General features: G+C 44.9%; 17 protein-coding genes. 13 read left to right on the top strand and 4 right to left on the bottom strand.

What is annotated here, in order from left to right; genetic code table 11:
- Nucleotides 1-24 precede the first annotated feature (24 nt).
- Nucleotides 25-1,125, bottom strand: coding sequence for a multifunctional transcriptional regulator/nicotinamide-nucleotide adenylyltransferase/ribosylnicotinamide kinase NadR (nadR, locus tag AAJP47_RS02975; protein WP_346716408.1), 1,101 nt, complete (start codon nt 1,123-1,125; stop codon nt 25-27).
- 538 nt (nt 1,126-1,663) lie between these two features.
- Here nadR and AAJP47_RS02970 point away from each other — a divergent pair.
- The 4 genes from AAJP47_RS02970 (at nt 1,664) to AAJP47_RS02955 (ending at nt 6,020) form a co-directional block, all read left to right on the top strand.
- Nucleotides 1,664-1,876, top strand: a complete 213-nt coding sequence (locus AAJP47_RS02970) for a PspC domain-containing protein (protein WP_346716407.1) — start codon at nt 1,664-1,666, stop codon at nt 1,874-1,876.
- Between the two features lie 426 nt (nt 1,877-2,302).
- A complete protein-coding gene (glyQ, locus tag AAJP47_RS02965; RefSeq protein WP_346716568.1) occupies nt 2,303-3,292 on the top strand; it encodes a glycine--tRNA ligase subunit alpha in 990 nt (329 codons plus the stop codon).
- Between the two features lie 9 nt (nt 3,293-3,301).
- On the top strand, nt 3,302-5,395 hold the full coding sequence (gene glyS / locus AAJP47_RS02960; RefSeq protein ID WP_346716406.1) for a glycine--tRNA ligase subunit beta: 2,094 nt from the start codon (nt 3,302-3,304) through the stop codon (nt 5,393-5,395).
- A gap of 292 nt (nt 5,396-5,687) precedes the next feature.
- Complete coding sequence (locus tag AAJP47_RS02955; RefSeq protein WP_346716405.1) at nt 5,688-6,020, top strand: hypothetical protein; 333 nt, start codon at nt 5,688-5,690, stop codon at nt 6,018-6,020.
- A gap of 78 nt (nt 6,021-6,098) precedes the next feature.
- Here the strand turns inward: AAJP47_RS02955 and AAJP47_RS02950 are convergent, their stop codons facing one another.
- Nucleotides 6,099-6,560 carry a cell division protein ZapA gene (locus AAJP47_RS02950; protein WP_346716404.1) on the bottom strand — a complete coding sequence of 154 codons (462 nt, stop codon included), beginning with the start codon at nt 6,558-6,560 and terminating at the stop codon, nt 6,099-6,101.
- Between the two features lie 215 nt (nt 6,561-6,775).
- A complete protein-coding gene (locus tag AAJP47_RS02945; protein WP_346716403.1) occupies nt 6,776-7,216 on the bottom strand; it encodes a hypothetical protein in 441 nt (146 codons plus the stop codon).
- A gap of 212 nt (nt 7,217-7,428) precedes the next feature.
- Between AAJP47_RS02945 and AAJP47_RS02940 the strand changes: the two genes are divergently transcribed.
- From AAJP47_RS02940 to AAJP47_RS02910, 7 genes are all read left to right on the top strand, one after another.
- Nucleotides 7,429-8,082, top strand: a complete 654-nt coding sequence (locus AAJP47_RS02940) for a UPF0149 family protein (protein ID WP_346716402.1) — start codon at nt 7,429-7,431, stop codon at nt 8,080-8,082.
- A gap of 200 nt (nt 8,083-8,282) precedes the next feature.
- A complete protein-coding gene (locus tag AAJP47_RS02935) occupies nt 8,283-8,765 on the top strand; it encodes a deaminase (RefSeq protein WP_346716401.1) in 483 nt (160 codons plus the stop codon).
- Between the two features lie 34 nt (nt 8,766-8,799).
- Nucleotides 8,800-10,035 carry an acetylornithine deacetylase gene (gene argE, locus AAJP47_RS02930; RefSeq protein ID WP_346716400.1) on the top strand — a complete coding sequence of 412 codons (1,236 nt, stop codon included), beginning with the start codon at nt 8,800-8,802 and terminating at the stop codon, nt 10,033-10,035.
- Between the two features lie 153 nt (nt 10,036-10,188).
- On the top strand, nt 10,189-10,947 hold the full coding sequence (locus AAJP47_RS02925; RefSeq protein WP_346716399.1) for a LysE family translocator: 759 nt from the start codon (nt 10,189-10,191) through the stop codon (nt 10,945-10,947).
- Between the two features lie 795 nt (nt 10,948-11,742).
- Nucleotides 11,743-12,957 carry an RtcB family protein gene (locus AAJP47_RS02920; RefSeq protein WP_346716398.1) on the top strand — a complete coding sequence of 405 codons (1,215 nt, stop codon included), beginning with the start codon at nt 11,743-11,745 and terminating at the stop codon, nt 12,955-12,957.
- 133 nt (nt 12,958-13,090) lie between these two features.
- Nucleotides 13,091-13,327 carry a hypothetical protein gene (locus AAJP47_RS02915; RefSeq protein ID WP_346716397.1) on the top strand — a complete coding sequence of 79 codons (237 nt, stop codon included), beginning with the start codon at nt 13,091-13,093 and terminating at the stop codon, nt 13,325-13,327.
- A gap of 218 nt (nt 13,328-13,545) precedes the next feature.
- Nucleotides 13,546-14,385 (top strand): SDR family oxidoreductase, encoded by an 840-nt coding sequence (locus AAJP47_RS02910; protein WP_346716396.1) that lies wholly within the window; start codon nt 13,546-13,548, stop codon nt 14,383-14,385.
- 73 nt (nt 14,386-14,458) lie between these two features.
- Here the strand turns inward: AAJP47_RS02910 and miaB are convergent, their stop codons facing one another.
- On the bottom strand, nt 14,459-15,952 hold the full coding sequence (gene miaB / locus AAJP47_RS02905; RefSeq protein ID WP_346716395.1) for a tRNA (N6-isopentenyl adenosine(37)-C2)-methylthiotransferase MiaB: 1,494 nt from the start codon (nt 15,950-15,952) through the stop codon (nt 14,459-14,461).
- A 355-nt stretch (nt 15,953-16,307) separates the two neighbouring features.
- Between miaB and AAJP47_RS02900 the strand changes: the two genes are divergently transcribed.
- Both AAJP47_RS02900 and AAJP47_RS02895 read left to right on the top strand, forming a co-directional pair.
- Entirely contained in the window at nt 16,308-18,494 is a 2,187-nt protein-coding gene (locus AAJP47_RS02900; protein ID WP_346716394.1) for a lytic transglycosylase domain-containing protein, read from the top strand.
- Nucleotides 18,495-19,147: 653 nt separating this feature from the next.
- Entirely contained in the window at nt 19,148-19,768 is a 621-nt protein-coding gene (locus tag AAJP47_RS02895) for a T2 family ribonuclease (RefSeq protein WP_346716393.1), read from the top strand.
- Nucleotides 19,769-19,770 lie beyond the last annotated feature (2 nt).

The raw sequence follows: 19,770 nt of genomic DNA, 5'->3' as shown, positions 1-19,770 counted from the left end.
TAAGTATTAATGGTATGGTCTGTTTTATAGCGTTTTACCATATATATGTTGGTCGATAAACAATAATGCTTGTCGATAGCGTGCATCATAATCGGGCTGATCAATCATATGCGGTTGGATATGGTGACGGGCAAAAATGTCAATCAATCGCTGCTCAAAACGTCCACGTGCTTCAGGTGTCCCCAAAGAGCGCATCCCATCGTCAATCCATGGCGTATTGTTATCGAGCATGATCGTGTAATCTAGACGACACTCATCAATACACGCCGCCACAAAAGGATGGGTACGACCCTCATATTCTTCACAAAATGCTTGCGTGGTGACAAAATCCGTATCAATGATGGTGACAGGAGCGGTCGCATGGGCTACCGCTTCTCGGATGGCTTGGGCGTGATTGAGTACAATCGGTCCATAGTCGCTATATTGAAGCCCAACCTCGCTGCCGCCCAAATCTGTACCGACGTACAGTCGTCCCATCTCAAGCGCAAAGCTGGCGCCGTAATAGTTCGCTAGCTTATGTACCAGCGTGGTCTTACCTGAGCTTTCACCGCCAACGATGGCGACCGTTTTTGTATAGTTGCCACGTGCTTGTGGATGAATGGCTGACCAGTGAGCGATAGGGTTGCGAGAGATAGCATAAGAGTCAAATTCAGGTTGTAGCGGGGTCGTGACAACTTGCAAGCACAGCTGATCTCTAATATCACTCTTGGTGAGTGGATGGTTATCAGCCATGAACAACACCGTATCTGCAGGCAGTGCCAAGGCTTCTATCAAACGTCGCAATTTGTCATTGCTAACAGGCACATCAATGCTCATTCTATCAATACTAATTTTATCAATGCTTCTATCGATGCTAGCCTCGTCATTCACATTATCAAAGTGCTCGTGCAGGGGTAGCGTTATCTCATTGGTGGTATGAATATGAATGAACGGTAAATCTGCACAAGCCATCTGTAGCCAACGCGCTTTGTCTTGTAAGGTGATCGTAAAGTTTGGATGCGGCGATGGGTGCGCCGTGATAACAATATGTAAGCTCTTTGCTTGTCCTGCCGCATCCAATATGCTGCGCATCTGTCCCAAATGTAGGGGCTCAAAATGCCCAATCATCAATCCTGTGTCGTACATATTTGACCTCATTGTCGCTGTATTCCCACTCAGTTTTATAGTCAATCATTTATATTCGAGTGAGTTAACAGCATGGTATAAAGGTTCGAGACGATTTACAGGTAGGTTATTGTAAACATCGGTCTTATTTCATTATTTTTTAAAGCATTTTTATGGTGAATCATTTTTAAGACATAGGGTGTTTTATTGTTCATGAGTTAAGATAAACGCCCCTTATCTATTTGATTAAACTGATAATTAAGAGGAGAGAGGTAATTATTAAGTAAGATTTGAGCAACAAAAGCCAGTTTGAAACATTTTGAAATAACTATTTAAAATCAGCAGGTTATGAGGGGCTATGATAGATTGAAGCAAGTTTGCGTAGCATAAACTCACAAAGCACGTCTACATTTTAAACAGTTAAATATAAAATGGTTGATATAATTATTTGTAAGTTGCAAAGGGTTAGTATTTTTAAGCCATAACACAGAGCAAAAACACAAAGAAAAAACCAAGAATAATAAATACCAAAATAGTAAATAATAGAGAGGTAATTGATTTGTCTAAGTTAGCAAAATTACATCGCTCAGATAACCACAAAATGATCGCGGGTGTAATGGGCGGCATTGCAGAATATGTCGGTTGGTCGCCAACTTGGGTCAGAGTGTTGTTCGTTGTGATTTCCTCATTGAGCGCAGCAGTTCCCGGTATTTTAATTTATATTATCCTATGGATTATCATGCCCAAAGCCAATAATCAGTCTTATCAGTAAGCAGTAAGTTTTAGCAAAAATTGTAGTATTCGTTCAGAAGTAAAAGCTTGACCATGCAAGTCCTTCGAAAAATAAAAAGCCTGACTCATCAGGATAACAGAGATTTACTTTTCCTCCTGCCCAGATGTTAACGCATCTGGGTATTTTTTTGCTTAAGGATTTGGCAGCTTCTTATACGGCTATATAAGGGAAAATAAGACGTATCAGCAAGCATTTATACTTATAAAGCAAATTTAGTTAACGTAAATATGGATAAAATAGTCAATTTTTAGTAAGGTGAGCAGGCAAATAGAATCGTTGCCAAATAGGCGATACGAGTGCTATCAAAGGTTTATTTATTCATTCCACAGTGGCTTTACTATGAAAACCCAAACTATGACATCCGAAGCGACCATCCCGATGACACAAGACAAAGATTCCCAGCCAATGACCTTCCAAGATTTAATTCTCACCTTACAGAACTATTGGGCTGATAAGGGCTGCGTGGTTTTGCAGCCTTACGACATGGAAGTTGGTGCAGGTACTTTTCATACCGCAACGTTCTTACGCTCGTTAGGGCCTGAGCGTTGGAACGCCGCCTATGTACAGCCCTCACGCCGCCCAACTGATGGGCGCTACGGTGACAACCCAAACCGTCTCCAGCACTACTACCAGTTTCAAGTGGTGCTAAAACCCAATCCGCCCAATATTCAAGAGCTGTATTTGGACTCTCTAAAAGCGATTGGTATCGATCCTTTGGTGCATGACGTGCGTTTTGTTGAAGACAACTGGGAGTCGCCAACGCTTGGTGCGTGGGGTCTTGGTTGGGAGATTTGGCTAAACGGTATGGAAGTCACTCAGTTTACCTATTTCCAGCAAGTGGGCGGGATAGAGTGTTTCCCCGTCACAGGCGAGATCACTTATGGTCTTGAGCGCTTGGCAATGTATGTGCAAGGCGTCGATAGCGTTTATGACTTGGTGTGGGCAGATGGCGAGTTTGGCCGCGTGACTTACGGCGATGTGTTTCATCAAAATGAGGTGGAGCAGTCTACTTATAACTTTGAGCACGCTGATGTGCCCATGACGGGGCAGATGTTCGACTTTTATGAAGCGCAAGCAGATAAATTGGTCGACGCAGGCTTGCCACTACCGGCTTATGAGATGGTGTTAAAGGCCTCACATGCGTTTAACTTACTCGATGCACGCGGTGCCATTTCAGTCACTGAGCGTCAGCGCTTTATTTTGCGCGTCCGTACGCTAGCACGTAAGGTTGCTTTTGGTTATGTCGAAGCCCGTGCCAAGTTAGGTTTCCCATTGGCCGATGAGGCGCATCGTCAGGACGCCCTTGATAAGTATTTGCCAAAAGAAGCTGCTACAGAAGGCCTAGAACTAAAAACAGAAAATACCAACAATAACCAACCGACTGACAAGCAATAGGAGCATCCCATGAGTACTATTCTATTTGAACTGGGGTGTGAAGAATTACCTCCAAAAAGCCTAAAAACGCTACGTGATGCGCTACAAGCGAGCGTCACTGAGCAATTGCAAGAAGCAGAGATCACTTTTGACAATATCAAAGCCTTTGCCGCACCGCGTCGTTTGGCGATTCAGATTCAGGGCATTGGTGATAAGCAGCCAGACCGCACTGAGCAAAAACGAGGCCCTGCTATTAAGGCCGCTTTTGATAGCGACGGCAATCCAACGCGTGCTGCCATGGGCTTTGCCAAAGGCTTGGGCATTGATGCCAGCGAGCTTATGACCATTAACACCGACAAAGGTGACTATGTGGGCTATGAGCAAACCATTCATGGTCAAGCGACCACGACACTGTTACCTGCTATCTTCCAGACCGCACTGGATAATCTGCCGATTGCCAAACGCATGCGCTCAGGTGCTAGCCGCAACGAGTTTGTCCGTCCTGTACAGTGGGTCGTCTTGATGCAAGATGAGGCGGTGATTCATGCCATTATCCAAGGTCATCAAACGGGCACGCAAACGCGTGGTCATCGCTTCCACAGTCCTGACTATCACAACATTGCGCATGCCAATGACTATGAATCGCTGTTAGCCGATTTAAAAGTCGTGGCAGATTTTGATAAGCGTCAGACATTGATTAAGAATCAAGTCAAAGCGCTGGCAGACGAGGTCAACGCTGACCCAATTGTTCCGCAAGACTTGTTGGACGAAGTGACCGCCTTGGTCGATTTTCCAGTGGCGTTACGTGCAAGTTTTGAAGTACGCTTTTTACAAGTGCCGCAAGAAGCCCTTATCTCTACCATGCAAGCCGATCAAAAGTATTTTTGCTTAACGGACAAAGCGGGTAAGTTGCAGCCTTATTTTATCTTTATTACCAATATCGAATCCAAAGATCCCCAGCAAATCATCGAGGGCAACGAAAAAGTTGTGCGTCCACGTCTGGCTGATGCTGAGTTCTTCTTCTTACAAGATCAAAAACAGCCGTTGTTTGCACTCACAGAAAGCCTAAAAACGCGCGTATTCCAAGACAAGCTGGGTACGATTTGGGATAAGTCTGAGCGCATTGCCAAGCTGGCGGCCTTCATTGCGACTTTGATGCAGCAACAAGGTCGTGATATCAGCGTGGATGAAACGGCGCGTGCAGCGATATTGTCCAAAGCCGATTTGGCAAGCTCGTTGGTTGGCGAATATCCTGAATTGCAGGGTATCGCTGGTACTTACTACGCGCGCTTAGATGGTGAGACAGAAACCATCGCGGCAAGTTTAGAAGAGCAATATTTGCCCAAATTCAGTGGTGATGTGTTACCGCAGACGCCAATTGGTATCTGCTTGGCACTGGCAGATCGCTTGGATACCTTGGTCGGTATTTTTGCCATCGATCAAGCGCCAACGGGCTCAAAAGATCCGTTTAGCTTGCGTCGTTCAGCGATTGGTATTTTACGTATTTTGATTGAAAAGCAATTACCAATCAATCTGGTGGCATTGGTCGAACAAGCCATTAAAAACTATACCAGTGTCGAAGGCAGTAAGATTGCCAAAATGGGCGACACCTTCACCCAAGTGATGGCGTTTTTGAACTCACGTTATCGTGCTATGTACACTGAGCAAAGGGTTAGCGTTGATACCATCCAAGCGGTACAAGCGATCAACCCGCACATGCCACTCGATTTTGATCAGCGTATTCGGGCAGTACAAGCCTTTAGCGAGCTGTCACAAGCCTCAAAATTGGCGGATTCGAACAAACGCGTGGCCAATATATTGGCCAAATCAGAGATAAGCGTCGCTGATACCGTGGATGAAGCGCTACTGTCCGAGCCTGATGAGCAAAACTTGTACAATAGTGTGCGTCAAGCACAGACAGCGGTCGAGCCGCTTCTCGAACGTGCTGACTATACTCAAATCCTGCAAACGCTGGCCAGTTTGGATGAGCCATTGTCGCAGTTCTTTGAGAGTGTGATGGTCAATAGCGAAGATGCGGCGCTAAAAAACAATCGCTTAGCGTTGTTAAAGCAGGTGCGCGCGTTGTTCTTAACCGTCGCCGACATCAGTGAATTGCAGATATAATCGTCAAAAAACGGCGTAGGATAAGACAATCTCTCACCTATAAAAACTGGCTTATCAAGGCCAGTTTTTTGTTTTAAATTATACTTGAGCGACAATCAGTCCGTTACCGCAAACGCCTAAGCTGCACGCTTGTCCTGTCATTGTCCTGTCATTGTGCTGTCATCTTGATTGAGGGTTGCGCTATACTGTTAACAAGCATTGTTGAAAAGACCTGTTAAAACGTTTTGAATGAGAGCCAGCTAAGTGGCGATTATGTTGTATAGCGTTTATCCATAGCCAAAGGAGCACCGTCATGTTTGGCGTTATTATTATAATTCTCATTATCTGGGCGTCAATGTGGGCGTTTTATAAGTTTATGTACCCACGTCCGCCCAAAAGCATGATGCCCCAAAAAGGGGATGTGACCACGCCGCGCCAGTGTGATTTTTGTGGCAACAGTTTGGCAGAGTACCGCGGTGTTCTTGAAACCAAACCCAGCGTAGTATCAGAAGATTTAAGTACAGACAGCTCGATAATAGATGCCGAAAAGGGTCAGGATGTTGACAGCAATAAAACATTGTTTTTCTGCAATTATGAGCATCAAGCTGACTTCCATGCCGGCAAAACTTATAAGCCTTATGCGTAAGCAGGAGGATAATTGAATATAAAAAAGCGCTTAGCTTGCTCAGCTAGGCGCTTGTCTGTTGCACACTGTCACTTAAGCTTAAAGAATGGACTGAGCGTCTTTCATGATTTTATTGAGTAAGGCTTCAGACTGTTTGTCGTTTTGCACACGATCTTCATCGCTTCTTTGATTGGCATGAATTTTTTCATATAAGTTCAAGCAGCATAGGACGAGCAGGTTTTCTTGACTCAGGCTTGGCGCATCCTGTCTCAGATCCAGCGCGTAGTTATTGATATAAGCGACGGCCGAGCGTAGCTCTTCTTGCTCATGGACAGGACAATAGATAGGATAAGTGACGCCAGCTATCGCAATATCGACTTTTTTGATTTGGGGCTCAGGTGCGCTCTTGACACTTGGTTTAGCCTGAGCGGACAGCGTCGTTCCTGGGCTATTGGTAGCGACGGATTGTGATTTTGATTCAGTGTTTTGAGCTGGTGCAGTATTTTGAACCGCGGTGTTCGACGGTGTTTTGTCTAAAGGTTTGGTCTGGTCATCGGTCATGATAAATCCTACAATGTCTGGTCAGTAAAGTGAGTAATATAGTCAATCTAAAATAAAGGTGTTAGATGCGGTCATCATGTTCTACTAGAATAAATTTTCCCATTGGCTGTTCGCAGGCGTGACAGATGTTTCAAAAAATTCACCTTAGTAGAACCGTGCTATTTGTAAAATGGGCCGACTATATAAAATATTACTAGTGTGAATAAAGCCGTTAATTAACCTTCTGCTTGGTCAATACGGGTTAAACGTTTCAATACCACCTGTGTGCGCTCAGCGGCTAACTGATTCTTCTTTTGTAAGTCGTTATTTTTCTGTTTGATATCGTGATACCGCTGTCTTAATTCATTATTATGCTGCTGCAACTCGTTATTTTGTTGTTGTAATTGGCCGATTTGTTTTTGCAGCTTATCTTGCTCTTCACCAATCATATGATGCGCTTCTGCCAGACTTTGATAACGCTTATCGAGATCGTTTAAATGCTTTTTGGCATCGTCGCGTTCTTTTTGGCTGCTATTGAGCTTGGTCTTTAAGGTAGTCAGCTCTTCGGTATCGGTAACGGGATGTTGTTTGAGGCTGCTAAGTTCAGCACTGACAAGCTGATACTGCTTTTTGATGTCGAGTATCGTTTTTTCTAATAGTCTAAGTTGATCATACATAGTCAGTTTTTATCCTTAACAAGTAAGCGTGAATGAATTTTGTTCTCTGCGTTTAATAATGCCATAGGTGACCGCATAATATCTATATCAACAAAGTAATCGCACGTATTGGGCTCGCTCTTTTTACGGTTGGTGAGTGTCCTGTTTTTAAGGGCAAAGCGCTACGACCGTTTTTATTTTATAAGCAATAATTAATCATTAGGACATCTATTATGAATGACAATATCTCAGGCTGGAATACTTGGCTTACCGCTTTTGATGACTGGACGGATGTGTCCATCAGTGAGGTACATGGCTTGATGACGGGGCTGATGACGGCTTGCAATGCGCCCGATGAAAAAGTATGGGCGAAGGTATTTGAAGAGTTGAGTTTTGCGCCATTACCGGAGCCGGCATTGACCTTGTTAGCGGAAGAAGCGGAAGACACGGTGTTCCAACTTAAAGACAAAGACGATGCCTATTCGTACACGCCACTCGTCCCTGATGATGAACACGATTTATACGAGCGCGTGATAGCATTGAAACAGTGGGCAAACGGGTTTATGACGGGCTTTGGTATTACCGACTGTGGCCTCACCAGCGAAGAGAACGAGATGCTGTCGGATTTGGCTAAGATTGGTGCCATTCGCCTTGAAGATGATGAAGATTTTGAGGGTGGTGAAGAGTCGTATTTGTATATTTATGAGTTTGCACGCATGGTACCCGTGAGCTTTGCTACTCGTAAGCGCAAACCTGTCAAAGACATTGCACTTATCTCTGGACTAGCGATTAATGCCAAAACCACCAAAGAGTTACAAGCCGAAGGCAAATTACCCAAACCTATGCCGCCTGTCATTGATATTATGAACCAAAACAATCCGTCGTAGATGACGCGTTATATAGTTAACCCAAGACAAAAGATACAGACGTCAACTAGCAGGTTACATAGATAATTTTTTCTAACTGCTGTACAAGTTACTTGTCAGTGGCTTCGAAAAATTTATCTGAGCGGCGTTAGGTTCTTTTGAAAGTGAATCGGCTATATGATAAAGGTGTTCGGTAACAATAAGGTCAAATGGAGAGCGTGATGATAACTGATAATGATAGGCAACATCTGCGCCGCTGTATTGAGCTTGCCGCTGACGCGTTAGAAGCAGGCGATAAGCCATTCGGTAGTGTGTTGGTGGACGGTGAGGGTCAGATATTATATGAAGACCGTAACCGTGTGAATACCGTCGATGCGATGTATCATCCCGAAATTGCCATTGCAAAATGGGCGGCTCAAAACCTGTCGGTTGCTGCCCGTGCAAACGCAGTGGTGTATACCTCAGGTGAGCACTGTGCAATGTGCGCGGCGGCTCATGCTTGGGCTGGTCTTGGGCGTATCGTTTATATCAGCTCTGCAAAACAGTTAAGCGAATGGATGAGAGAGATGAATGTAGAGTCTTCCTCGCCAGTTGCCACTTTATCTATTCAAGAAGTAGCGCCGAATGTATCAGTGTTAGGTCCTATTGCAGGCTTAGATGAGGACGTCAAAGCGCTACAACAGCGCTCATTCCAACAAGCCTAGCCTTTTTATTTTAATATCGTGATAAGGATGTTTTATGACTATGAACAATACCAATGATAGTGCCAGTCAAACCAAGTCCGATACGGTTTACCCTGACCAAAGTATCGATTGGCTCACGCGTCTGATTGGGTTTGATACGGTCAGTCGCCACTCAAACTTAGCGCTTATTGAGGATGTGCAAACGTACTGTGAGCAATTGGGTTTGACAGTGGATTTGACTTTTAACGACGCCAAAAACAAAGCCAATTTATTTGTGACCGTAGCAGCTGGCGAAAATGCCGATCAAGTGGATAACGGTCTTGTACTGTCAGGGCACACGGATGTGGTGCCAGTCGATGGTCAAGAGTGGACGTCAGATCCCTTTACCGCAACGATTCGTGGCGATAAGTTATACGGACGCGGCGCTTGTGACATGAAAGGCTTCATCGCTTGTGCGTTGACGCTATTACCGAAGGCGGTGCAGTTATCAAATAGCGGTCAGCTACGTCGTCCCTTGCATCTCGCATTGTCGTTCGATGAAGAAGTGGGTTGCCTAGGTGCGCCATTGATATTGGCCGATCTAAACGCACGCGGTATCACCCCTGATTATTGCATCGTTGGGGAGCCGACCAATATGGCGATGGTCGTCGCACACAAGGGCATCGCGGTTTATCGATGCCGCGTCCATGGTAAGTCGGCGCATTCATCATTGACGGCGCAAGGCGTGAATGCCATCAGCTATGCCAGTCGTTTGATTGGCTATGTTGATACCTTGGCAGAAGAAATCAGTGGCCGCGAAGACAATGATGCTTTGTTTGATGTGCCGTATTCAACCTTATCGGTCGGCACTATACAAGGCGGTACAGCGACCAATATCGTGCCCAATCTGTGTGAGTTTACCTTTGACTATCGCAACTTGCCGCACATGACGCAAGACGATATCTTGACACCAATCAAAGCAAAGGTTGCAGAGCTGAGTGCGCAAATGCAGACGCGCGCGCCAGAGACGGGCATTGAGCTTGTGCAAGAAGAGAGCGTCCCTGCCATGACCGATAATGATAGCAGCGAGCTACAAGCGCTGATAGCGGCGCTAACGGGCGATGAAGAACGTCATAAAGTGGCTTATGCTACGGAAGGTGGTCAGTTTACCAATGCGGGTATTCCAACCATTATCTGTGGACCCGGTAGTATTGAGCAGGCTCATAAAGCCGATGAGTATGTGGCACTTAATGAAATTGAGCGCTGTGATGCCTTTTTACAGAAGCTATTGACCAGCTGTACGGTCAAGTAATCTTTGTAAAAACTAGACGTTCGTTTTGAATATAAGTTACTATAAAACCTACCAAAACACACCGTCTTGATGACGGTGTTTATTTTTTCGTGAAACTATTTCTAAGCTTGGTTTTTTAAGCTCAGATTTTAACAGTAAAGTAGGGGTTGGTTGATGTCTTGGCATCTGTTTGCGGTATTTTTTGCAAGTACATTTTTTGTCTCAGCGACCCCAGGTCCGAATATGTTACTGGCGTTTCAGTATGGTATGAATTATGGCGTCAAACGTACGTTGTGGACGCTGGCGGGTCTGAGTCTCGGTTTGTTTATTTTACTGCTCTCAACCTTATTAGGATTGGATGTCATCAGCCGTCAATCGCCTTGGCTATTGACCATTATCAAGGCTGTCGGCGCTGCCTACTTAATTTATTTGGGTATCAGCTCTTGGCGGGAGGCGGGCACAGGCAGCTTAATGGAAGATGCCCGCGAGATGAGCGAGGAGGTCGCTGCTGACTATCCTAGTACGATGCCGCCTGCAGACAGCTCGTCGTTGACCCCTGTGCCTGATGCCGCGCCCAAGCCGCGCTCACTCTCTAGTGCAGCGGTCAAAACGTCTCCTAGCAATACCACACTGTTCCGGACAGGGGTTTGGGTGTCTTTATCCAATCCAAAAGCCATTTTGTTCTTCGCCGCTTTTTTTCCTAAGTTCATTAATTTTAGTGCACCGCTTTGGCCACAATATGTCTTCTTGACCATAGGACTGTTCATGAGCGAAACCATTTGGCAGATTGTGTATACGCTGGGCGGTAAAAAGCTGGCAAGCTGGCTGGATGTTGGCAATCGCTTGGCTTGGCTCAATCGTGGTTGCGGTGTTATTTTTATATTAATTGCCGCTGCTTTATTGGCGGATGTTGTCAAAGATTTAATGGTTTAAAAAATATTATTTCTTATTTAAAAGTTAATTTAATGATAATTTTATAATATTTATCTATCAACCATTAAATAAATAGTTGACATAATTTTTTAAATCGTTATTATAAGCGCACTGGTTTGTATATTTAAATATAAACCAATTCAATTAATTCGCTATTGTCGCCCTGACAGTCGCCATAACCTACGGAGGAATCATCGTGTCCTATAGAACTATCAAGACGTTTTTAAAGTTTGGATGTATGAGAAGCATGACAGCAATGATGACTTCGAAAAGGTTTGGCTGAATCTCTACCTAGCTATCGGTTGATACAACTTTTACTAAGTATCAACGAATTTAACAAGTGGCTAACTGTACTGATTCACTCTATCTCCTTCTAAGTACGTTGCATCCAAAATAGTAACGCGATGTTGTCACAGCGCTTGTCCTAACTGACTGCGCTAAGCAACTTTGTGTCTGCTATTCTGCTTTTATATACCACTCTTTTATCGTACTGACCAATCAAATTGCTTAAGCCATTATTTGGCTAAGTATTTTCTGTGCGCTTATATTTATGCGTGGGTATTTTGATACGATAAAACCTTTCCTAAAAAACGTTCATAATAAAATGACCATATTTTCTATTGATTCTAATTAATAGAAACGCGTATTTTATTGTCTAAAATTTATTATTCACAAATTTATTTCTTATTAAACGTATCGTTTAATTGAGAGGAATAAGTAATGTCTAAAATTTTAAAAATGATTTAAAAAATAGGCCGTATGGTTTTAAAAATAAAAAAATGGAATTCATAAACAATGAGTATTCAATTAGTATTAAATAAAAACAGCAAGCATGGCGTCCCTGTCAAAATTTACACCACCGATATTGAGCAAGGCGCGATACAGCAATTACGCAATATGGCGCAGTTAGAGTTTGTCCATTCGCACATTGCGGTCATGCCCGATGTGCATGTCGGTAAAGGCGCGACCGTCGGTAGCGTGATTCCGACCAAGTCCGCCATTATTCCGGCGGCGGTCGGTGTCGATATTGGTTGCGGCATGAATGCGGTCCGTTTGTCACTGACGGCAAGCGATTTGCCTGATAGCTTAAAGGCACTGCGTTCTGTCGTCGAGCAACAAGTGCCGGTCGGCTTTAACATGCATCAGCAAATTCAAGCCAAAAACTCGACCCTTGATCCGCTGGGCAAGCGGCTCAAACCTATTACCGATAAGCATCCAGGTTTACTCAAAATGCTAAGAGGGTTTGAGCGTACGTGGGCAAAGCAGCTGGGCACGCTTGGCGGCGGCAATCATTTCATTGAGCTTTGCTTGGACGAAAACAACGATGTTTGGGTGATGCTACATTCGGGCAGTCGCGGTATTGGCAATTGTATCGGTCAGTATTTTATTAACCTTGCCAAAAAAGAGCGGCAATCGCGTTTTGGTCATGTACCAGATCGAGACTTGTCTTATTTTGCTGAAGGCTCAGACAGTTTTACCGATTATGTCGAGGCGGTGGGTTGGGCGCAGGATTACGCGCTAGAAAATCGTCGCGAGATGATGCGATTGGTGATTAAGTCGTTGCAATCGCCACAAGCAAAGTTGCCAAGATTTCAGCTTACCAAAGAAGCCATCAATTGCCATCATAACTATATCAATGAAGAGGTACATTTTGGCGAGCAGGTTTATGTGACGCGCAAAGGTGCGATCAGTGCTTACGCGGGAGAGCTTGGTATTATCCCCGGTTCTATGGGCGCAAAATCGTTTATTGTGCGTGGTCTGGGTAATGACGAGTCGTTTTGCTCGTGCTCACATGGGGCAGGGCGGCAAATGAGCCGAGGCAAAGCTGTGCGCGCGTTCACCATCGATGAGCTAAAGGCGCAAACCGATGGCGTCGAATGTCGTAAAGATAAAGGCGTTATCGATGAGATACCGGGCGCGTATAAAGACATTGATGAGGTGATGGCCAATCAAGCGGATTTGGTTGAAGTGGTGCATACATTGAAGCAAGTCATGTGTATTAAAGGTTAATACCAAGCCTGCAAATCCTCTTGGCATCGTCAAACTCGCTTAATGTACTAGATGTACAATTGGCACTCGTTTTCCTTGCTAAGACGATTTTCGGCATTGGTATCTAATAAGAATTAAAAGTATAGGTAACCATATGAGCTTAAAGCAAACCTTAAAAAAGGCCAAACAGATTGAGCGACAGTTAGAACAGCAATCTGCGACAGGTGCGCAGCACTCGCTAGGCACTGTCAAACCGCGTAATTATTTGGCGCTTGATCCGCTGTTGCGAAAAGGCGGTATTCACGAAAAAGAAGACATCGATATCGTTCGAAAAAAGCGTCGCCGCGAAACCAAGCAGCAATTACGGCAAATGGATTGGTTGGCAAAATAGGCGCAAGAAAAATTTTACGAGTTGCGCATTATCATTTTAGTTATTCACTTTAAGAAGCGTACGGTTCTACTGGGATAAATTTTACGAAGCATCTGTCACGCTCGCGAACAGCCAGCGAGAAAAATTTGTACCAGTAGAACATGATAACCTTGTCTACCACTTTTACTTTAGGTTGACTACATCTAGATCAAGATTGAACACATATAAAGGAGGATTTTATGAGATTACTTAATAAAGTGGCATTGGTCACAGGTTCGGCGCAGGGCATTGGCAAAGCGATTGCTGAACTTTTTGTCAGAGAAGGCGCAACGGTCCTATTCAGTGATATTAATGATGAGAAAGGGCGGCATGCTTGTCATGATGTTAATGAAAAGCGGCAACAATGGCATGGATCAAAGCCAGCAGAATACAGGCATTTGGATGTCTCAAGTGAGTGCGATTGGCAGAAAGCGGCGCAATATATTGAGCAGCAATACCAAGGCTTAGATATCTTAGTTAATAACGCGGGTATTACTGGATTTTTGGAGACTATAGGTGCTCATGATCCTGAACATTTGGATATGGCAAGTTGGCACAAGGTACATCAAGTCAATCTCGATGGCGTAGCGCTAGGTTGTAAGACCGCAATCGCGTTGATGAAAAATCGTCCAACCGATAAAAACGGTCACTCAAGTATTGTTAATATCTCTTCTCGCTCCGGCATGGTTGGCATTCCTTTAGCAGCCGCTTACGCCTCAAGTAAGGCGGGCGTCAGAAACCATAGCAAATCCGTCGCCTTATATTGTGCGCAAAATGGCTATGATATTCGCTGCAACTCCATCCATCCCGCCGCTATCTTTACGCCGATGTGGGATGCGATGTTAGGAGAAGGCAGTGCGCGAGCAGACGCGATCAAGGCAATTAGCAAAGACATCCCGCTCGGGTATATGGGCGATGTTATGGACGTGGCTTATGCGGCACTTTATTTGGCCAGTGATGAGTCAAAATACGTGACGGGCACTGAGCTGACGATTGATGGCGGTATTTTGGCAGGGAGCACCGCGACTCCTAATTTATAAATACATAAAAAAGGCCGTTCACTATCGTAGCGAACGGTCTTTTTCTTATTGGCTGATAATTCTATGGTAATGGTTAAGCCAATACCTCGATTAACTCACCTTTCACCATATGCGGGCTGACGAAATCAGTAATACGCACGCTGACGATTTTACCGAGCAACTCATTCATTTGCTCTTCGTTATACGGGAACATCACCGTACGCGTATTGTCTGCCGTACCGATTAAGCAATTAGGATGGCGATTGGCGATTTGTTCGACCAATACGCGAGTCGTGGTGCCGACCATTTCATGCGTTTTAGCAAGGGTTGAATCGACAATGACTTTTTGAAATTCAGCCAAACGCGCTTTTTTGGTGGTAAAGCTGACATCATCTGGCAATTCTGCCGCTGGCGTACCTGGACGCTTAGAGTAGATAAAGCTATAAGAGTGATCGAAGTTCAATTCTTTCGCCAAGTTCAAAGTATCTTGGAAGTCCTGATCCGTTTCACCGGGGAAGCCAATGATAAAGTCGCTAGACAAATGAATGTCAGGACGAATGGCTTTGAGCTTATTGATCTGATTAATATAAACATCAATGGTGTGGTTACGCTTCATGGCAGCAAGAATCGCGTTCGAGCCACTTTGTACTGGCAGATGCAAGTGTGATACCAGCTCTGGCAACTGCGCATAAGCATCGATAATGTCATCGGTGAACTCTAGCGGGTGGCTTGTGGTATAACGAATGCGCTCAACGCCATCGACGTGTGAGACATAATGCAATAGCTCAGCGAAACGGCAAATACTGCCATCGTCTTTTTCACCGCGATAGCCGTTGACGTTTTGACCCAACAGATTGATTTCTCGAATACCTTGTGCGGCAAGGCTATCAATCTCAGCGAGCACGTCATCAAGCGGGCGCGATAACTCTTCGCCGCGGGTATAAGGAACGACACAAAATGAGCAATATTTTGAGCAGCCTTCCATGATAGACACAAAGGCTTTATAACCTTCTACTCTAGGTTCTGGTAAAAAATCGAACTTTTCAATGCTGGGGAATGAGACATCGATAGTACCGATACGGTTCTTCGGTGAGATATTACGCTGCTCGTTTGATTGGTCATACAACTCTGGCAGACGGTGCAAGGTTTGCGGACCAAACACCATATCGACATACGGCGCGCGTTTTTGGATATTGTCGCCTTCTTGTGAGGCCACGCAGCCGCCCACACCAATGACGAGATCGGGACGTTTTTCTTTTAACTTGCGCCAGCGACCCAGCTCTGAAAAGACTTTTTCTTGTGCCTTTTCGCGAATAGAGCAGGTATTCATTAGTAATACATCGGCTTCATCGATATCGTGCGTCACTTCCATACCATGCGAATCGCCCAGCACGTCAAGCATCTTACCTGAGTCGTAAACATTCATCTGACAACCTTGGGTGGTGACAAACACCTTTTTGATAGCGGTTGTTTGGACAGGCGATTGAGCCGAACTGGGTTCTTTGAGTGTAGTAACAGCAGGCGCGACTGCGTTTGTTTCAGCAATAGCAGCGTCATTGGTACGGGGGTCGAATACAGTAACACTCATAAGGGTAAGTCCATGATTGACTAAAAATATAGCAGGGTAGCCGATTAACAGGTGGCGTATTTTATCACAACCCTTCACCAAAGTGAAAAAATAGCATGAGCAATTAGCAGTCACTACGATTGATTATTTATAACAGTATCAATTATTTACTTGTCTGAGTAGCCCTTTTCACCAAAAAGCACTGTTACGGCCATCTCGTTATCACTTCTATGTTACACCGCACTATCGTATTTATTAGCAAAAGGTAAAGGGGATGGTTGAAAGTGCAACGATTATAGTATGATAAGTTTCATAAGCTTAGCGGTATTTAACAAATCGCTATTCACAGGTGGGAATCATAATAAAGAGAGTCAGTATGACAAAGTCGCGTGTTGCTCATAGCATCCAGCAAAAAGACAGTACTAAGAACAAAGCATCGATCAAGCAAAATGGCGATTCAAAGTGTGCCAAAGTAAGTACGCTGCGGGTCAGTGCCCTAAGTGTGGCGACTGCTGTCAGTGCATTGGGATTTTCGCAAGTGGCTTGTGCGGAATTGACATGGGGCGAAGATAAAGAAAGCTACCAGCAAGAAGGCAGTTATCAACCTGAGAGTTATCAGCAAGACAGCTATCAAACAGGCAGCTACCAACAAGACAACAGCGTAAGCTCATTTACAGCTGCCGCTATTGCCGCCGATCGCGGCGATGTCAATGCACTCTATGGTTATGAGCAAGCGATGAGTGGCGGTCTGTTTGCGATGTATCCCACGTACTGGCGTATGAATTTGGATCTTAATTCGCAAAGCCCAGCGGCCGTCTCGCAGTTTGTGCGTCAATATCCAGATACGGTCATGGCAGAAAAACTGGTCACTGACTATGCCGAGACCAAAGCGGGCGCCAATGATTATGCATCCGTACGTCAAGTGGCAAACCTGATCACCAATGCTGATGCCACCGAACGCTGCGCTATTGGGCTTGGGTTCAATAACGGCGGCGACACCATGCGCGCCATGGCAGCGAAGTCTGAGGTGTGGCTGACGACGCTCAAGCAGCCAGCCCTATGTGATCAATTAGCGATGGAGATGAATAACAACCCGCTGATTAGTAATCAAGATCGCGCGTCTCGTCTCAAACGTATGTTGCGTAAAGGCAAAACGGGCGACATTATGGCGTTATCATCGCGCCTTGGTACGCCCATTGCTTATTCAGCATTGAGTGAGATTCAGCTAAATCCTTCTGCGTATTTTAGCCGTTTTGGTCGTGAACCTGCCAATCAGATGAATCAATACCTCTACCTGTATGCGATGGGCCGCGTGGCGGATAAATCTTATCGAGAAGCAGCGTTACAGTTGGATTTTGATATCAAGCAAGACAATCAGCGTTCAGTTAAACTGTTGAATGATGAGACCCGCCGCTACGCTTATCGCATCATTGGGGTTAAGCGCATGAACTATAATACCGATGATGGCTTCAATGCAGAGGCCGTTGATTGGTTCCGTAATAGTTTAGACGATGATTTTAACTTTGAAGAAGCAGAAGACTACGCCATGGCAGCGATTCGTTTTGGTCGTTGGGACGATGTGGTGGAAGCCATCTCAAAAATGGACGCGGATACCCAAAGAGAGAGTCAGTGGCAGTATTGGTTAGCACGAGCTTATGAGCAATCAAGCGATGCTAATAAACGCAATACTGCCAAAAAAATGTATCAGAACTTGGCAAAAAGTAATGAATATTACGGTCTGATGGCAAAAGACAAGATCGGTCAGCGTTTTGATGCCAGCCGTTTGGGCGGTAATAATTTGCCGAACGTCAGTCCTGCTGATCGCGCCCGTGTCATGCAAGATGGCAGCTTTGCGCGTGCTTTTGCTTTATACAATGCGGATGCCAGCCGTGCCTATGCTAACCGCGAATGGAACTGGGCGGTGAAGCAAGCTCGTGACAAGCGTGATGAAAACTTGATTATTGCTGCCGCTCGTCAAGCCTATGATATGGGCTGGCTTGATCGTGCAATTTATGCGATTGACAATACCGACAGAGTAGACAGCTTGGCGTTATCGCATCCGATGCCGCACCAAGATGCCGTGGTACGTTACAGTCAGTCAGCAGGTATTGATCCGGCGTGGGCTTATGGCATTATGCGTCAAGAGAGCCGCTTTGTGACTTCGGCGCGCTCGAACGTCGGTGCCAGTGGTTTGATGCAAGTCATGCCTGACACAGCAAAATATATCGCTCGCAACTTAGGCGAGACATACAGCGCCAGCCGAGCCAATAGTGGCGATACCAATATCCGTTATGGAACGTGGTACATGGGCGATATTTTGGGTAAGTTAAACCGTCAACCCGTATTGGCGACAGCAGGCTACAACGCGGGTCCTAACAATGCGAAGCGTTGGCAACCTGAGTACGGTTCATTGGCGGCGGATCAATACGTAGAAACAATCGCTTTCCCTGAAACGCGCAACTATGTAAAACATGTCATGGAAAATGCCACTATTTATAGTAGTCTTTTGGGCCGTGGTCAACCAATCAGTGAGCGTATGGGAACCATCCCTGCTACGTTTTAGACAACTGATAGCCAAGTATAAAAAACCCATCAACGAGCAGTCGTTAATGGGTTTTTTTATAAGCTAATGTAGTATGACGTCAGTCGGACGCTTATAGGCGCTAAAAACCACTTTGTTTGTTGAACGTGATTTATCGCGTAACGTCAAAATCCACAAGAGATTGCAATGATGATTGAGCATTCCTGAAGTCTTTAAGAGATATTTACGTTTCTGCTATAGATTAAAAAAAACGGTTTGCTACCATTGCATCTAGTAATGCCTGTATTTTAGTATATATGTTTTAGTACATACATTATTACCTATAACTGGTATCTATATTTTTTATGAGCGCTATTCTTAGTTTTAGGTAAGTTGCTACTGTTAGCGCTGCGATCTAAGTGATAGTTCATGTTTTATCTTTGTTAAATGTCTTCACCCTTATGATCAAAAAATATCTCAATCTGTCTCTATGCTCTAAAATTGGTCCTCCTTCATCTATTCAGATGCAGATGCGCTCATCCGTGGACCTGACACCGAATTTAAGCCGAGCAAAAATACCAACATCAACCAAACTAACTAAGTGTTCATTGACCAAGCTTTCACTCATTAAGCGCTCAAACCGACCTCAGTCGGTACTAATAAATAAGACATATATAAAAACCCTTAATAAAATTATGGGTATAGGTGCATTAGTGGTGCTACAGGGCATTGCGCTTATGCCAGCACAGGCTGCTAGTACTGCAAAAACAGGACAGCGCGTATTGATGGTTGAGATGACACCAGCCCTATGCAGCATACAGCCAACACGGGCACGTATGCGCCAATGTTTAGAAGGGTATTCATTGACGGTATCAGGATTAGATATGGGGTATGGTGAGCGCTGCGGACGTGGCAGTGATCCTCGCTTGACACCACTACAATTGAAAGTGGTCAACCGCGTCATGCCAGATACCACTGTACGTAGCCAAGCGTGGCAGCGCTATGGTGTTTGTGGACCACTGAGTGCCAGTAGTTACTTCCGTCAGATTACCAACTACGCAGGCGAACTAAAATTGCCGTCTGAATTAAATACTGGCAACAGCTATACGGTTTCTAAATCTCGTTTTATCAATCAAATGACTCGTCTCAATGAAGGTATGTCCTCTGGCAGTATTGATCTAATCTGTCAAACCGGTAGTCGCCGTCAATTGACTTTGACTGACATTCATGTGTGCTATGAAGGTAGCAGTTTTGGTACTTGTCAAAATGTGATAGACAGTTGTGGCAGCAAATTCGTCATTTCGGGTGGTCAGTAGTT

It is taken from the genome of Psychrobacter halotolerans (assembly GCF_039680845.1).
In the GTDB taxonomy this organism is placed as follows: Bacteria; Pseudomonadota; Gammaproteobacteria; order Pseudomonadales; family Moraxellaceae; genus Psychrobacter.
This window is presented reverse-complemented; position numbering and strand designations above follow the sequence as displayed.

Excerpts from the sequence above, each read along its gene's own strand:
- AAJP47_RS02895 (WP_346716393.1), top strand. The coding sequence starts at position 19,148 with ATGGGTATAGGTGCATTAGTGGTGCTACAGGGCATTGCGCTTATGCCA.
- argE (WP_346716400.1), top strand. The coding sequence starts at position 8,800 with ATGACTATGAACAATACCAATGATAGTGCCAGTCAAACCAAGTCCGAT.
- glyS (WP_346716406.1), top strand. The coding sequence starts at position 3,302 with ATGAGTACTATTCTATTTGAACTGGGGTGTGAAGAATTACCTCCAAAA.
- miaB (WP_346716395.1), bottom strand. The coding sequence starts at position 15,952 with ATGAGTGTTACTGTATTCGACCCCCGTACCAATGACGCTGCTATTGCT.
- AAJP47_RS02950 (WP_346716404.1), bottom strand. The coding sequence starts at position 6,560 with ATGACCGATGACCAGACCAAACCTTTAGACAAAACACCGTCGAACACC.
- AAJP47_RS02915 (WP_346716397.1), top strand. The coding sequence starts at position 13,091 with ATGAGCTTAAAGCAAACCTTAAAAAAGGCCAAACAGATTGAGCGACAG.
- AAJP47_RS02920 (WP_346716398.1), top strand. The coding sequence starts at position 11,743 with ATGAGTATTCAATTAGTATTAAATAAAAACAGCAAGCATGGCGTCCCT.
- AAJP47_RS02900 (WP_346716394.1), top strand. The coding sequence starts at position 16,308 with ATGACAAAGTCGCGTGTTGCTCATAGCATCCAGCAAAAAGACAGTACT.
- AAJP47_RS02945 (WP_346716403.1), bottom strand. The coding sequence starts at position 7,216 with ATGTATGATCAACTTAGACTATTAGAAAAAACGATACTCGACATCAAA.
- AAJP47_RS02925 (WP_346716399.1), top strand. The coding sequence starts at position 10,189 with ATGTCTTGGCATCTGTTTGCGGTATTTTTTGCAAGTACATTTTTTGTC.
- nadR (WP_346716408.1), bottom strand. The coding sequence starts at position 1,125 with ATGTACGACACAGGATTGATGATTGGGCATTTTGAGCCCCTACATTTG.
- AAJP47_RS02955 (WP_346716405.1), top strand. The coding sequence starts at position 5,688 with ATGTTTGGCGTTATTATTATAATTCTCATTATCTGGGCGTCAATGTGG.
- AAJP47_RS02940 (WP_346716402.1), top strand. The coding sequence starts at position 7,429 with ATGAATGACAATATCTCAGGCTGGAATACTTGGCTTACCGCTTTTGAT.
- AAJP47_RS02935 (WP_346716401.1), top strand. The coding sequence starts at position 8,283 with ATGATAACTGATAATGATAGGCAACATCTGCGCCGCTGTATTGAGCTT.
- glyQ (WP_346716568.1), top strand. The coding sequence starts at position 2,303 with ATGACCTTCCAAGATTTAATTCTCACCTTACAGAACTATTGGGCTGAT.
- AAJP47_RS02910 (WP_346716396.1), top strand. The coding sequence starts at position 13,546 with ATGAGATTACTTAATAAAGTGGCATTGGTCACAGGTTCGGCGCAGGGC.